This window comes from Methanoculleus caldifontis (assembly GCF_032842345.1).
GTDB classification, from domain to species: Archaea; Halobacteriota; Methanomicrobia; order Methanomicrobiales; family Methanoculleaceae; genus Methanoculleus; species Methanoculleus caldifontis.
In genome coordinates this window covers 34,705-47,416 of the sequence record NZ_WBKO01000003.1, presented here as the reverse complement: position 1 = coordinate 47,416, position 12,712 = coordinate 34,705, and the positions used below count along the sequence as shown (strand labels likewise).

The 12,712-nt window shown below is 62.8% G+C and carries 14 protein-coding genes; 8 read left to right on the top strand and 6 right to left on the bottom strand.

The features are described from left to right. The first annotated feature begins 49 nt into the window (after nt 1-49). On the top strand, nt 50-1,687 hold the full coding sequence (locus F8E02_RS11960; protein ID WP_317065822.1) for a helix-hairpin-helix domain-containing protein: 1,638 nt from the start codon (nt 50-52) through the stop codon (nt 1,685-1,687). Continuing rightward, nucleotides 1,684-2,274 carry an undecaprenyl diphosphate synthase family protein gene (locus tag F8E02_RS11955; RefSeq protein WP_317066044.1) on the top strand — a complete coding sequence of 197 codons (591 nt, stop codon included), beginning with the start codon at nt 1,684-1,686 and terminating at the stop codon, nt 2,272-2,274. Before F8E02_RS11960 ends, F8E02_RS11955 begins: the two co-directional genes overlap by 4 nt. Nucleotides 2,275-2,278: 4 nt before the next feature. Here the strand turns inward: F8E02_RS11955 and uppS are convergent, their stop codons facing one another. Continuing rightward, nucleotides 2,279-3,055, bottom strand: coding sequence for a polyprenyl diphosphate synthase (gene uppS, locus F8E02_RS11950; protein ID WP_317066043.1), 777 nt, complete (start codon nt 3,053-3,055; stop codon nt 2,279-2,281). Then, on the bottom strand, nt 3,052-4,062 hold the full coding sequence (locus tag F8E02_RS11945) for a radical SAM protein (protein ID WP_317065821.1): 1,011 nt from the start codon (nt 4,060-4,062) through the stop codon (nt 3,052-3,054). Before F8E02_RS11945 ends, uppS begins: the two co-directional genes overlap by 4 nt. Nucleotides 4,063-4,243: 181 nt before the next feature. On the opposite strand from F8E02_RS11945, the gene F8E02_RS11940 reads away from it, so the two are divergent. The 4 genes from F8E02_RS11940 to F8E02_RS11925 all read left to right on the top strand — a co-directional run bounded on the left by F8E02_RS11940 (nt 4,244) and on the right by F8E02_RS11925 (nt 8,095). Beyond that, a complete protein-coding gene (locus tag F8E02_RS11940; protein WP_317065820.1) occupies nt 4,244-5,212 on the top strand; it encodes a hypothetical protein in 969 nt (322 codons plus the stop codon). A 36-nt stretch (nt 5,213-5,248) separates the two neighbouring features. Further along, nucleotides 5,249-6,367 (top strand): type IV pilin, encoded by a 1,119-nt coding sequence (locus tag F8E02_RS11935; RefSeq protein WP_317065819.1) that lies wholly within the window; start codon nt 5,249-5,251, stop codon nt 6,365-6,367. Next, nucleotides 6,364-7,719, top strand: a complete 1,356-nt coding sequence (locus F8E02_RS11930) for a type IV pilin N-terminal domain-containing protein (RefSeq protein WP_317065818.1) — start codon at nt 6,364-6,366, stop codon at nt 7,717-7,719. The genes F8E02_RS11935 and F8E02_RS11930 overlap by 4 nt, the downstream gene beginning before the upstream one ends. A 184-nt stretch (nt 7,720-7,903) precedes the next feature. Then, nucleotides 7,904-8,095 (top strand): type II toxin-antitoxin system HicB family antitoxin, encoded by a 192-nt coding sequence (locus F8E02_RS11925; RefSeq protein WP_317065817.1) that lies wholly within the window; start codon nt 7,904-7,906, stop codon nt 8,093-8,095. A gap of 186 nt (nt 8,096-8,281) precedes the next feature. Here F8E02_RS11925 and F8E02_RS11920 read toward each other — a convergent pair whose 3' ends face one another. The 4 genes from F8E02_RS11920 to F8E02_RS11905 form a co-directional block, all read right to left on the bottom strand. Continuing rightward, a complete protein-coding gene (locus F8E02_RS11920) occupies nt 8,282-9,451 on the bottom strand; it encodes a KamA family radical SAM protein (RefSeq protein WP_317065816.1) in 1,170 nt (389 codons plus the stop codon). Nucleotides 9,452-9,729: 278 nt separating this feature from the next. Continuing rightward, nucleotides 9,730-10,104, bottom strand: a complete 375-nt coding sequence (locus tag F8E02_RS11915; protein ID WP_317065815.1) for a Zn-ribbon domain-containing protein — start codon at nt 10,102-10,104, stop codon at nt 9,730-9,732. 23 nt (nt 10,105-10,127) lie between these two features. Continuing rightward, the gene (locus tag F8E02_RS11910; RefSeq protein ID WP_317065813.1) at nt 10,128-10,496 is read right to left on the bottom strand and encodes a DUF2073 domain-containing protein; all 369 of its coding nucleotides are present in this window, start codon (nt 10,494-10,496) and stop codon (nt 10,128-10,130) included. Between the two features lie 6 nt (nt 10,497-10,502). Further along, nucleotides 10,503-11,144, bottom strand: a complete 642-nt coding sequence (locus F8E02_RS11905; protein WP_317065812.1) for an Era-like GTP-binding protein — start codon at nt 11,142-11,144, stop codon at nt 10,503-10,505. A 208-nt stretch (nt 11,145-11,352) separates the two neighbouring features. On the opposite strand from F8E02_RS11905, the gene F8E02_RS11900 reads away from it, so the two are divergent. Then, complete coding sequence (locus F8E02_RS11900; RefSeq protein ID WP_317065811.1) at nt 11,353-11,916, top strand: CBS domain-containing protein; 564 nt, start codon at nt 11,353-11,355, stop codon at nt 11,914-11,916. Further along, entirely contained in the window at nt 11,913-12,668 is a 756-nt protein-coding gene (locus tag F8E02_RS11895) for a CBS domain-containing protein (protein WP_317065810.1), read from the top strand. Before F8E02_RS11900 ends, F8E02_RS11895 begins: the two co-directional genes overlap by 4 nt. Nucleotides 12,669-12,712 lie beyond the last annotated feature (44 nt).

The window sequence follows — 12,712 nt, the reverse complement described above, 5'->3', positions numbered from 1 at the left end:
GTATGGTGCCATGGGATCAGGCGCCAACAGAACCGGGGTTTGATCGGGAATGGTGAGCGAGGAGGAGCAGGTCACAAACGAGGCCATCGCCGACCGGCTTGCATCGATGAGCCGCCTGCTCGTGATCGCGGGGGACGACCGGCACCGGAGCGGGGCCTACGAGCGGGCGGCACGGCAGGTCGAGCGGCTCGCCCTCCCGGTCGCGGGGCTCGGCGAGGAGGAACTCATCCGCATCCCGGGGATCGGCGAGAGGATAGCCGGAGAGATCCGCGAGATCGCACAGACCGGGTCGTTTCAGGAACTCGACGACCTCCGGGCCGTCGTCCCAGAATCGCTCATCGCCCTCCTCGAGATCAGCGGGGTGGGACCCCGGACCCTGCACCTCCTCTGGAAGAGGCTCGGCATCCTGACGCTCGACGATCTCGAGCGGGCGGTGAAGAGCCGCCGGGTCCGGAAGCTCCCCGGTTTCGGGGCGAAGAAGGAGGAGATGATCGCACGCGGGATCCGGCAGTCCCGCGACCGGCCGGACCGGATGACCCGGCCGCAGGCCGGGGCGCTGGTCGCGAGGGTCGCGGCGCTCTTTTTGGACGGAGAGCACGCCGTTGCAGGGAGTTACCGCCGGGGCGCCCCCACGATCGGGAGGGTCGCAATCGTGACGACCGCCGCCCCGGACGGCCTCGCGGACCGGATCGCCGCCGTCGCCGGAGGAGCGCCTCTCTCGGTCCGGTTCACCGAGCCTGCCCGGTACGGCACCGCGCTCCTCTGCGCCACGGGGTCGGCCGGGTTCCTGGAGAGGCTCGGGGAGGCGGCGCTCGCGAGAGGCTACCGGCTCTCGCCCGACGGCCTCGTCGACGCCGACGGCCGGCTCCACACCTTCGCGAGCGAGGAAGAGGTCTTCGCCTTCCTCGGCATGGAGGCCGTCCCCCCGGAACTCCGCGAGGACCGCGGCGAGGTCGAACTCGCCCTCCGGCACGCCCTCCCCGACCTCATCGACCTTTGCGACGTGCGGGGCGACCTTCACTCCCACACCGTCTGGAGCGACGGGAGGCAGTCGCTTGAGGACGTGGCGGAGGCGGGGGACGAGCGGGGCTACGAGTACATCGCGATCACCGACCATTCTTCAAAGGTGAGCCCGGAGGCCCTCGCAAAGCAGCGGGCCGCGATCGAGCAGATCAACCGGGGGCACGACTGCGAGCTCCTCTGCGGGAGCGAGGTGGATATCAGGAGCGACGGGAGCCTCGGCTACGAGAACCGGGTCCTCGCCGATCTCGATCTGGTGATCGCCTCGGTCCACTCGGGGTTCGCCCAGGACCAGGACGTCCTGACCCGGCGCATCCTCACCGCGATGGAGAACGAGCACGTCGATATCATCGGCCATCCCACCGGCCGGCTTCTGGACCGGCGGCCCCCCTACGCGGTCGACCTCGAACGCGTCATGGCGCACGCGGCGGAGACGGAGACCGCGCTCGAGATCAACTCGTCGCCCCACCGGCTCGATCTTGAGGATATTTATATTCAGCAAGCGAAGAAGAGAGGAGTGAAACTGGCTGCAGGGACCGACGCTCACCGCACCGGCGAGTTTGCAAATATGCGTAACGGGATCATGCTGGCACGCCGGGGCTGGTGCGCTCCGGACGAGATCTTAAATGCCCTCTCACTATCCGGGCTGCTGGAGTGGCGGTCTTGATCTACCGCCTCTACGAGAGGATCCTGCTCTCGGACCTCCACACGCTTCCCGAGCAGATCTGCTTCATGATCACCGGCCAGGACATGCTCGATGCCCCGGACAACCTCTACCGCGCCGCGGAGTGGTGCCGCGACCTCGGGATCCGGAGCGCCATGTTCCATATCAGCACCCCCGACCCGGCCCGGCTGGAGCGCTGCCTCCCCCGTATCCGCACAATCTCCTCGATCGCACGCCTGACGCTCCACTACCGCGAGACAAAGGAGGTCCGCGGCGAGGGGATGAACGTGACGGTCGCGATCGGAAAGAGCGGGCGGGAGGAGATCGCCTGCTGCGTCCGGCGGATGGCCGAGGACGGCATGGACCCGGACTCCGTCGACGAGGACGTGCTCGAGTCCTACCTCACCTTCAAGTACGAGCCGGATCTGGTCATCAAGACCGGCGGCGACCACCTGACCGACTTCCTGATCTGGCAGTCGGTCTACTCGGAACTCTTCTTCCTCGACGTCAACTGGGCGCTGCTCCGGAAGGTGGACTTCCTCCGGGCGCTCAGGGACTTCCAGTCGCGGGCGCGGCGGTTTGGAAGGTGAGAGCCTACCGGGCCAGACGCTCTTTCAAGCGCATGCGCTGGTCGTAGACCCGCATCGCCCGGAGAAGGTCGATCTTCCTGAACGCCGGCCAGTAGGGGGCGCAGAAGTAGACGGCCGACTCGTGGCCGTTCGCGAGCCAGGGGAGGAAGTTCGAGGTCCGGGAGTCGTTGCCGGTCCGGATGATCAGGTCGACGGGGGGGATGGGGGCTCCCCGGTGGAGGTGGCTCTCGACGGTGTCGGGGGTGATGGCCGCGGGGTCGAGGGCGCCCTGCCGGACCTCGCCGAGGATCGACCGGGCGGCGTGGACGATCTCGTTCCGGCCGCCATAGGCGAGCGCGACGTTGATGAAATAGTCGTCATACGCCCCCGTCGCCTCCTCCGCCGCGTCGATCGTCGCGAGGAGGTCGTCGGGGAGGAGGGAGCGGTCGCCGATCATCTGGACCCGGATACGGTTCCGGTGCACCCGCTCGTCCTTGATGATGGCGGTGAACTTCTCGCGGAAGAGCGCGAAGAGCGAGGCGAGCTCGCCCTGGTCCCGCCGGAAGTTCTCGGTGGAGAAGGTGTAGAGCGTGATGTGCCGGACGCCGAGGTCGCACGCCCAGTCGAGGACCTGCTCCGTGGTATCGGCACCGAGCCGGTGGCCGGTCGCCGTCTCGATACCCTGGTTGCGGGCGAACCGGCGGTTCCCGTCCTGGATCACGGCGACGTGCCGGGGGATGTGCTTCACCTGCCACCGCAGGTAGCGCTCGTAGAGGGCGTCTATCCCGGTTCTGAGCGTCAGAGCGGCGTCACCTCGACCACCATGCCGCCGCCCGGGTAGCGCTCGACGACGTACTTCCTGCCCGGCAGCGCGGCGCCGTCCCCGGCAAGCATCCACCACGCCATCTCGATCCTTCCGTCGCAGACTGCGTAATCGTCCTCATCGAGCATCTCCAGGAACTCGTCGACGGCGCCTGCAGGCTCGAGCACGCCGTATACGACAGTCCCGTCATCCGTCACCTCTTCGAACGGTCGCGCAGTGTTGGCGGCGATCCGCTTTAATCGTTCCCGTAACTGGACCGAGTCCTTGAAGACCGACGAGCAGAAGTGGACTTTCGGGTCGCGGGGGAGTTCTTCCGCCCACCGGCGGGCGCCGAGGACCGCGTTGTGCATCCCGTCCTCGAGTTCGAGTCCACGCTCGCGCATGGCGGCGGCGCAGGTCTCGCCCCACTCGAGCTCGTTGATGTTGAGGAAGTCGAGGAGCGGCAGGGCGGCGGCGAGGGCCCCGATGCCGGGGAGCGCCGGGACCTCGATCCCGATGACAAAGCCCATCTCGCGGGCGAGGACGGCGGAGCGGGCGTAATCGGTCTCGAGGATGCGCGGCCAGACCTCGTGGGGTGGATGGAGCCGGATCTCGTCGACGAGCCCCTGCAGGCGCCGGAGCATGGCCTCGTTCGGGGCGAGGGCCGTGTAGAGGTGGATCTGGTGGTCCGGGCCGAAGCGCTCCTTGAGCGCCCTGCAGTACTCCACCACCCGGTCGAGCTCGAGGAGGGGTTCGCCGCCGGTGACCCCGGTGCCGAGGGCGCTCATCTTCTCGGCCTCGGCGATGGCGTCTGCCGGCGAGGAGATCTTCCGGTCGTTTGCGTAGACCACGTCGAGATTCTTTCGCTCGCGGGAGAGCGGGCAGTACCAGCAGGTGCGGTGGCACCGGCCGGTCACGAAGAGGACCATCTTTGCACCCTGGTGGCAGAGGACGCACCCCGGCGAGAGGGCTATTCCATCCGGGGATACTCCCGACTCCTGTTGCATACTGGAGTAATTATGGGCGGGCCAAGGTGAAAAGGTTTGATGGTGGGGGGAGGAAGGGCAAAGGGGCTCAGCATGGGCCGGAACGCGAGGGATATCCACCGGTTTTGAGTTTTCCCGGCAGCACGGCGGCGACGGGGAGCAATAGATAGATATAGCCCTCTGACAGAGAATTACTTTGACTATGCCATCCCGCGCGCGTGACGACGGCCTCTCGGAAGTTGTCGGATTCGTGCTGATACTGGGGGTTATCGTCGTGGCCCTCTCGCTGTACCAGCTCTACGGCGTGCCGGCGGCGGGGAGGGAGGACGAGATCGCGCACATGAACGCGGTGAAGGGCCGGTTCGTGGACTATAAGATTGCTCTGGATTCGCTCTGGATCAATTCTCTGAATACCACGCGATCCGCTGAGGGCGTGACGCTCAGCACCGCGTTCGACCTCGGGACAGGCGGGGGTTACACGCAGGGCGGGGGCGTTCTCTTCCCGGTGCTCGCCCCCATCGCATCGGGAGGGAAGGTCTCGGTGAACGAGCACCAGGATACCCTCACGATCACCAGGAACGGGGGGAACGTGATCGCACCATACACGATGGGTGAGATCGCCTACGAGTCCTCGAACAACTACTGGATACGGCAGCGCTACGTCTACCAGATGGGGGGCCTCTTCCTCGAACAGGATTCGGGAACAGCCGTCCGGCTCTCTCCCCTGGTGTCGGTATACAGTGTCAACAGCAGCACTTCGACGGACCTGGAGTATCGGTTGCGGGTAAAGATCGCCGCCGTCCAGATCTTCGGCGGCCAGGAGACCTGGGGACAGGGGGTTGCCCGGGTGGACACCCGGCTCCGGGAGGGTGTGACGAAGGTCTCCGCCACTGCCGAAGCCGGGGGAGATATCACGGTGACGGTGAATGCGCACGACGAGGCGACCGCAACGGCGTGGCGGCAGGCTTTCATCGACGCCACGGAACGTGAGGGCGTGGTATGGGGCGCCGGGGATGACGCACTCCCGGTCAGGATCGTCCAGACGGGGAATCAGGTGAGCATGACCTGTCGCCCGGAGACAGGAGCGGAGCCCACCCGGATCCAATACGTCGATCTCGACGTCACCCGCGTCGGACTCAGCGTCGGGCTCCAGCAGTCGATCATGGCTTAGGAGAGGAGAAGGTTGGAGAGAGCAGGTGAGTCAAGAGTGAACGGCAAGGCAATGCAGCACGAATCCGGCCGCGGTATCCGGCATAACCACCATGCGGTCTCCGAGGTCGTCAGCATCGTCCTCCTCCTCGCGGTCGTCGTGGTGGGCGTCGGGATCGTCGCCGTCACGATCTACTCCCAGCCGGCGCCGGAGGGGACGCCGCAGGTAGATATCCTTGTTTCAGAGACCGATACCGCCGTCCGCCTGACCCACAACGGCGGAGACTCCCTTGCGGAAGGCTCGTTCTACATCCTGGCCGACGGGATGCGCCTCGAAGATCCCCCCAGCCTTTCCGGCGGCGCCTGGCCCTGGTCGATCGGCGAGGTGCTGCAGTACGGCGTAACCTCCGCTCCCGGACGGGTGCAGGTCGTCTACGACGGCGGAGGAGGTGCGGTCCTGCTGAAGTCCGCGACCTTCTCCGGGACGGCCGGGACGGCCGGACCGGACGTGCCGGCCGGACCGGGAGGAGGGGGATGGATAGAGAGCGAGCTGAACATCTCCTTTGACACAACCGAGGAGCGGGATGCCTGGGTGGTCAACCACTTTGTCGGAATGCTGGCGAACAACTCGATCTACCTCAGCCAGGATGGAAAAAGCAGTGGCGGTGCGACGACCTGGACGTACAGCGGTTCCTTTGAATTTATCCTTAGCGACAGCAATACGTATCTCGACCTCGACACGGGCCAGGTTACCTTTGCCAAAAACGATAAACTGAAGATCGGGCTCAACAGTGGCCCAAACTGCGCAATGCGGTTCTTTGCCATCGGGCACGGCGGATGGCACATCTCCGCAACCGACGTGACAATCACCAAGAACGGCTTCTCTCTGGGGGATAGAACCATAGTCGGAGGACGGATCTACGAGTACAGCAACTTTGACTCCTCAATCGTCATGACAACCCCCTCCAAGAAAGAAGTCCAGACAGAGTTCTACGTCAACAACTTCCAAATTATTAACGGCAAGTCGGATCACCCTATCACCCTCACCAACATCAGACCGGCAGATCCCACCCTGTTAATCCTGGACATCTCGAAGAATGACCCGTGCTACTTTGTCGGGGACGCCGAGATTGATGAGGACACCTTAGAGTTAATAGGAACGAGGGCGACAGGATGATCCAATCGCCGAAAACACAGCCCACCGAGAACGACCGGGGGATCGCCGAGTCCCTCGGGCCCATCCTCCTCATAGCGGTCATCGCGCTTGGCATCGGCGTCTTCACGGTCGCCCTCCTCTCCCAGCAGGCGGCCCCGGTCCTCCCGTCGATCACCTTCAACGTGACCTACGGCAATGACGGGAGCGTCGCCATCCGTCACCTCGGGGGAGACTCGATACCGCGGGACCAGCTCCGAATCTACATCGACGACGGGGCCGCGGTGCACGACATCCGGGCGCTCTCTACAAATGGCGACGGCGCGGGCTGGACGGCCTGGGGCATCGGGGATATCCTCGTCTACACTCCGCCAGCGTCTTCTCCCGGAGCAACGGGGGCGCCCCCAAAAGCGGAGGTCCTGATGGTCTACTCTGACCGTAGCGGCGGGGACTATCTTGTCCACGTCTCCGAGGGGTGGCGGGGCCGGGTCCCGGTGCCGACCACAAAACCTGAGTCCTTCATCGACTTCGTCATCGACGAGAACGTCTTCGTCTACGGTAACGTCCTTCGGTTCAGTGGGGACAGCGTCTACGGTCCGGGAGCAACGGTCATCATCACCGGAGGTCTGGACACGGCGGATACCAATCTCGGCGCCTCCATCGCCGTCTCGGACATCTATTTCGATGGGGATGTTGCTCTCAACCATGGAAGCGCCGGCCTCGGGTCGACGGAAGAACCCGGCTCCATCTATGTCAACGGCAATTTAGAGTTATGGTCGGGAGCAAGGGAGATCTATGGCGACGTCTATGTCAACGGCAACTTCCGCCTGAAGGACGCGCGGATCCACGGGAACGTCTACGTCGATGGGGATCTCACGTTGGGCTGGACCCCATGGATCGCTGATGATGCACGCATTTACTACACCGGCGGGATCACAACTCCCGACTACTACAATGCCGGGATTCTTGCAAAATGCATCCACCGAGCAACAGTACCGGGGTTCAAGATGCCCGACAAGGATCTACCTGCCGTGAAGTCCGCCGACTGGTATGCAGCAAGAGGCTACGTCTCGGGGGGAGCCCTGACAAGCAATATGAAGGTGTTCGCCGACAGTTACACCTCCACATCCTGGAGACCTACCGCAACCAACGTCGTCATCATCGCACGCACCGGCGACATCACCATAACCGGAATGGGAGGGAGCGGCGTAACCGGTGTCTTCTTCGCCCCCAACGGGAAGGTGACCTTCAACGGTGAATTCTTCGAAGGGGTCGTGATCGCCCGCGATGGATTCTTTGTCACCAGCGGCGGAACGGACGTAACCTTCAGGAACATCGAGGAGTATATCAGCAACCCCAATGACTACCCGTTCTAATGGATGGCAACCGGGGCGGCAGGGTTGTATGACCGATCACAGGCCCATAACCCTCGCTCCGGCACGGGACTATGGCAACTGCATCGGGGGGTAAGTAACCCCCACCCCAAACCGGTGAACGAAAACCCAATAGATGGAACCAATCCTATAGATAGAATGATCCCTGAATACATCAACGCGGCACTTGAACACGCCCGTTACGAACTCATCGAGGACACCGAACCCATGCTACGGGGAAGTCCCAGACCTTCCCGGGGTCTGGGCAACAGGGAAGACACTTGAGGAGTGCAGGAGAAACCTTGCCGGCGTCATCGACGAATGGTTGATCCTGCGGCTCCGGTGCGGGCTCCGGATCCCCCCGCTTGCCGGAGCATAGGCTCAGACCCCTTTTCATAAGCCGGCACATCCGGTCAACATCCGTACACACTTCGCGTACTTCGCGTCTTCGCGTGAGACGATGATAGGCCGCTCCGGGGAGCCGCCCGGCACAATCCCCGGAGAGCGCCCCCGCCGACAAAGGATAGGGACCTGATCCCTGGATGGAAACTCCCGGGAACCCCCCTCACCCCAGCGTGCACCCCGTATCCGGCGAGACCGAGAGTTCCGGAACATCACGCACCGGCTCGTCCGGCCCCCAGACCCGTCCCTCGTCCACCAGATCCGTGTAGTCATCGAACCAGTAGGCCTCCGGGTTGCTCTTGTAGACCATGAACCGGCCGAGGTCCTCCGGGCTCGCCGCCTGGTTGTACTTGAAGAACGTCAGCTCGCCGGTCCGCCCCACGACCTCGATCTTGCCTGTCGCATGGGAGATCACGAACCGTGCCCGCTTCGCAAGCCCCGAACACTTCGACCGGGCCTGCTCGAAGATCCGGTAGGACTCCTCCACCGGCACCGCAAACGTCCGGTTGCCGGTCGTCGGGCGGCACTGGAAGACGTAGTAGGGGTTCGCCCCGATGAACGAGAGTTTATCGAAGAGCGCCGCAAGCACCTCCGGGTCGTCGTTGATCCCCCGGATCAGCGGCGTCTGGTTCATCACGACCGCTCCGGCCTCCTGCAGGAGACGGATCGCCTGGCAGGCCACGTCGGTCAACTCCCGCGGGTGGTTGAACTGCGCCATGATGTAGATCTTCTTCTCGCCCGCGCTGAACTCCCGGATCATCTCAAGAAGCGCCGGATCGTCGATGATCCGGTAGGGGTCGTATGCGGGCATCTTCGTCCCGATCCGGATGATCCCGACATGCTCGATCTCCCTGAGCCGGCGGACGATATCCGCAAGCCTGCCGGTATCGAGGCAGAGGGGATCGCCTCCCGTCAGGAGGACGTTCGTGATCTCCGGGTGGTCCCGGATGTGGAGAAGCCCCCCGGAGACGTCCTTATTCACCTCCCGCGCATCGTCGATGAAGAGGCGCTTGCGGAAACAGTAGCGGCAGAGGCCGCCGCAGATGTCGCTCACGAGCAGGAGCGCCGTCTCGCGGTACTTGTGCTGCAGCCCCGGCGCCCGGGTGTAGCGGTGCTCCGACGACGGGTCGGCATCCCCCCAGACCTCGAGCTCCTCGCGGGAGGGTATGATCAGCCGGCGGATGGGATCCTTCGTATCCTCCCAGTCGATCAGCGAGAGGTAGTAGTCATTGGATCGGAACGCAAAGAGGTCCGTTACCGGCGCGAGGTCGGCACGCTCCTCCGGGCTGATGCCGGGAACCTTGTCGAGCGATGATAGATACGTTGTTCTCATGATATACCTCCAGATCGACACTCTCTGCTAAGGGATACAGGCAGACCAGCATCTCGGGGCCAGGGTGCACGAGAGCGAGATCGAGAGACCCGATCCACGTAAAGGCTCATGAAAGGTTCATGCTCTCATGCAGGAAACCGTCGCCCCGACATGCTTCATGGAGTGTCGGGTTACGTTTTGTACCTGAAAAAAGGGCCTGAGGATATTTAAATTTTCGGTCGGATGACAGAATTTGCAGGAGATCCGCCGGACTCCCCGCTCAGTCCGGCAGACACGGATCACTTCTTCTTCCGGGCCATGGAGAGGATATCCACCACGTATCTCCCCTCCTTCTCCAGCCCGACGACGACCTCGTCCGACCGGGCCATCTTATCGAGATTCAGTTCGTACGAACCCGGACCCAGGATCCGGATGCTCTCTATCCGCTCAAAGACCTCGATCTCCTCCCGCCGCCGGCCCTCGCGGACCTCAAGCACGTCCTCCCCCGTCTCGCGGGCGATCTCGTCGATGGTCTTCTCCTTGAGCACGTCGTCGTGCCGCTCGGCCTCACGGATGTAGAGGAACTTCTTGCCGCCGCAACTCGGACACCCTTTCAGTATCTTCGTCGAGCCGTCCTCAAACTCTCTGCCGCACTGGGTACACTTATGAGGCATCGTGTATCACCCCCGCTACCCGTTCACCGCGAGGAAGAGACCCACGCACTGATGAGATCTTTCTCCTTCTTGAGCGTCTTGAGCTGGTTTGCGGGCCCGATCACGGTCAGGCGGGTCTCGGAGCGCTTCCCGCCGAGAAGTTTCCCGAAAAACCCGGTTGACGCCTCTTTGACCGGGTAGGTCTCCATCTCGATCCCGGAGAACCCGTCCGGCGCGATCTCACGCATCGTGATCTCGATGAGCTTGCTCTGCTCGTCAGGCGCAAGGCCCTTCTCCAGGACAACGATGTTCCCTTCCATCACATCGTCGAGGATCAGGCGGACCTTCTCCATCGCCGTCAGCCGATCGAGGCGTTCTGCCGAGATCAGGTCAATTTGTACACCCTGTATCATCTCCATTCACCCGAAATACGATGTCATCTTCTCGTACAACTCGTCCACGTTGGTCCCTTCGAGACCGGATATCGCGATCACGGGATGCTGGGGAAACGCGCTCTTGATCCGCGCAGGAGACGCGTCGGGCAGATCGTTCTTGTTTGCGACGATCAGGACCGGGAGTTTCCGGCTCTCGATGATCCCCACCAGCATGATGTTCACCTGCTGGAACGGATCCTGCGTCGAATCAAGCATGTAGATGACGCCGTCGATATCCTCGCGGAGCCAGTGCATCGCCTCGGCCACCCCCTCGGTCGCCTCGCGTGCCCGCTTGATCGCCTCGTCCTTCTCGATACCGTACTCGACGAACTCGTTGTAGTCGATCTTGGTCGTCACGCCCGGCGTATCGACGATATCCATGGTGACCGAGTTGCCGTTCTGGGCCTTGATGGTGATGTCCTCCTTGCGCCGCACGCGGCGGGTCTCGTGGGGCACCTCACTGACCGGCCCGACCGCATCGCCGGCCCAGTCACGGACAATTCTATTCGCGAGCGTCGTCTTGCCTGCATTGGGAGGCCCGTATATCCCGATGCGGCAGGTCCGCTTCTTAAAGAAAGCACTCAAGAGCCGCGAGATCTTCTGTTTCGTACGAACTAAGAACGTCATTAAGCTCCCTCGGATAGGCCGATTCACCTACACCCAGGTGAGTATGGAACCCGGGAATAAATATAATTATATGTTCCATCCGGCGCATGCTCCGGAAATCGGAGAAAATGGGAATTCCCGAGCGTGAGAATTCTTTTATAGTGTTGAAACCTAGATACACTTGCACCTGGAGAATCGGACCTTATAGCGACCAGATTAGGAGAATCCCATGATGAATAATAGCGATGCGATCCACTTCGAGACACGCGTACCAGTCAGGGAGGTCATGCAGAGCCATCCAACCACCGTCGATGTGGGCGAGACCGTCGCCGGGGCGGCACAGATCATGTGCCGCGACGAGGTCGGGAGTTGTATTGTACTGCAAAACAACCTGCCCACCGGGATCGTTACGGAGGAGGATATCAACTGCAAAGTGGTGGCAAAAGACATAAAGCCGAGCAGCATTCAGGTCAGCGAGATCATGAGCACCCCGCTTATCACGATCGGATCCGACAGGCTCGTCGGAGATGCTGCGGCGATGATGGTGAAGCACCGTGTCCGCAGGCTCCCTGTCGTCGAGAACCAGATGGTCATCGGGATCGTCACGGTCCGCGATATCCTCACCGTCGCAACCGAGGTGAACGAACTGCTCGCGGATCTCATCGAGATCAACCGCGAGGAGGAGTACGCGATGGGCGTCTGCGACCGGTGCGGGGATATGTCGGACAACCTGTCAAGGGTCGACAACCTTATGCTCTGCCCCGTCTGTCGGGAGGAGGAGCAGTTGCTATGAAAGTGGCCACAAACCTCATGAGGGTCATTCCCACCCTGCGTTACGACGAGTATGCCACGAAAGCACGGAGCGTCCTGCGGGACGACGTCTTTCGCGAGCTCTTCGTCGTGGATGAGCGGAACCGCCTGAAAGGCTATCTCGATATCTCCGATGTTCTCCGGGTGGTGGACACCAAGTCGAACGTCACCATCGGGGGGTTCGTCCGGGAGGCCGCGACGGTCGCCCCGGAGACCTCCCTCCACGAGGTCGGCCTCGCCATACTGGACGCCCGCACGAACAGCGCTGCGATCGTCGATGAAGACGGGGCGCTCCTCGGCGGGGTTCTCTTCTCGGAGCTCTTTCCCGTCCTGATCTCCCGCCACGCGATCACCGGCAGGGTCGGGGATGTCATGTCGCAGGACCCCGTCACCTGCACGCCGGAGGACCCCGTCCTCAAGATCTACAGCCTGATCGTCACGAGCGGTTTTGTCGCGTTCCCGGTGGTGCAGAAGAAGGAGGTCATCGGACTCCTCTCCCGCCGGGACCTCCTGCGCGCCGGGGGCATCCGCAGCACGGTGAAGAATCAGGCAGATACCACCGTGGAGCGGGTGATGACGACGCCCGTCATCTCGGTGACGCCGGATGACCCGATCGCGACGGCGAGCAGGCTGATGGTCGAACACGACATCAGCCTCCTCCCCGTCATCGACGAGCGGAGGCATCTCGTCGGCGTCATCGACCGTCACGATGTTCTGAGCAGCTTCACCCGTTGAATTTTTCTCCGGGTGCCATAACTTCCAGAGGAATACTTCCAGAG

Excerpts from the sequence above, each read along its gene's own strand:
- F8E02_RS11960 (WP_317065822.1), top strand. The coding sequence starts at position 50 with ATGGTGAGCGAGGAGGAGCAGGTCACAAACGAGGCCATCGCCGACCGG.
- F8E02_RS11945 (WP_317065821.1), bottom strand. The coding sequence starts at position 4,062 with ATGCAACAGGAGTCGGGAGTATCCCCGGATGGAATAGCCCTCTCGCCG.
- F8E02_RS11940 (WP_317065820.1), top strand. The coding sequence starts at position 4,244 with ATGCCATCCCGCGCGCGTGACGACGGCCTCTCGGAAGTTGTCGGATTC.
- F8E02_RS11930 (WP_317065818.1), top strand. The coding sequence starts at position 6,364 with ATGATCCAATCGCCGAAAACACAGCCCACCGAGAACGACCGGGGGATC.
- F8E02_RS11920 (WP_317065816.1), bottom strand. The coding sequence starts at position 9,451 with ATGAGAACAACGTATCTATCATCGCTCGACAAGGTTCCCGGCATCAGC.
- F8E02_RS11915 (WP_317065815.1), bottom strand. The coding sequence starts at position 10,104 with ATGCCTCATAAGTGTACCCAGTGCGGCAGAGAGTTTGAGGACGGCTCG.
- F8E02_RS11910 (WP_317065813.1), bottom strand. The coding sequence starts at position 10,496 with ATGATACAGGGTGTACAAATTGACCTGATCTCGGCAGAACGCCTCGAT.
- F8E02_RS11905 (WP_317065812.1), bottom strand. The coding sequence starts at position 11,144 with ATGACGTTCTTAGTTCGTACGAAACAGAAGATCTCGCGGCTCTTGAGT.
- F8E02_RS11900 (WP_317065811.1), top strand. The coding sequence starts at position 11,353 with ATGATGAATAATAGCGATGCGATCCACTTCGAGACACGCGTACCAGTC.
- F8E02_RS11895 (WP_317065810.1), top strand. The coding sequence starts at position 11,913 with ATGAAAGTGGCCACAAACCTCATGAGGGTCATTCCCACCCTGCGTTAC.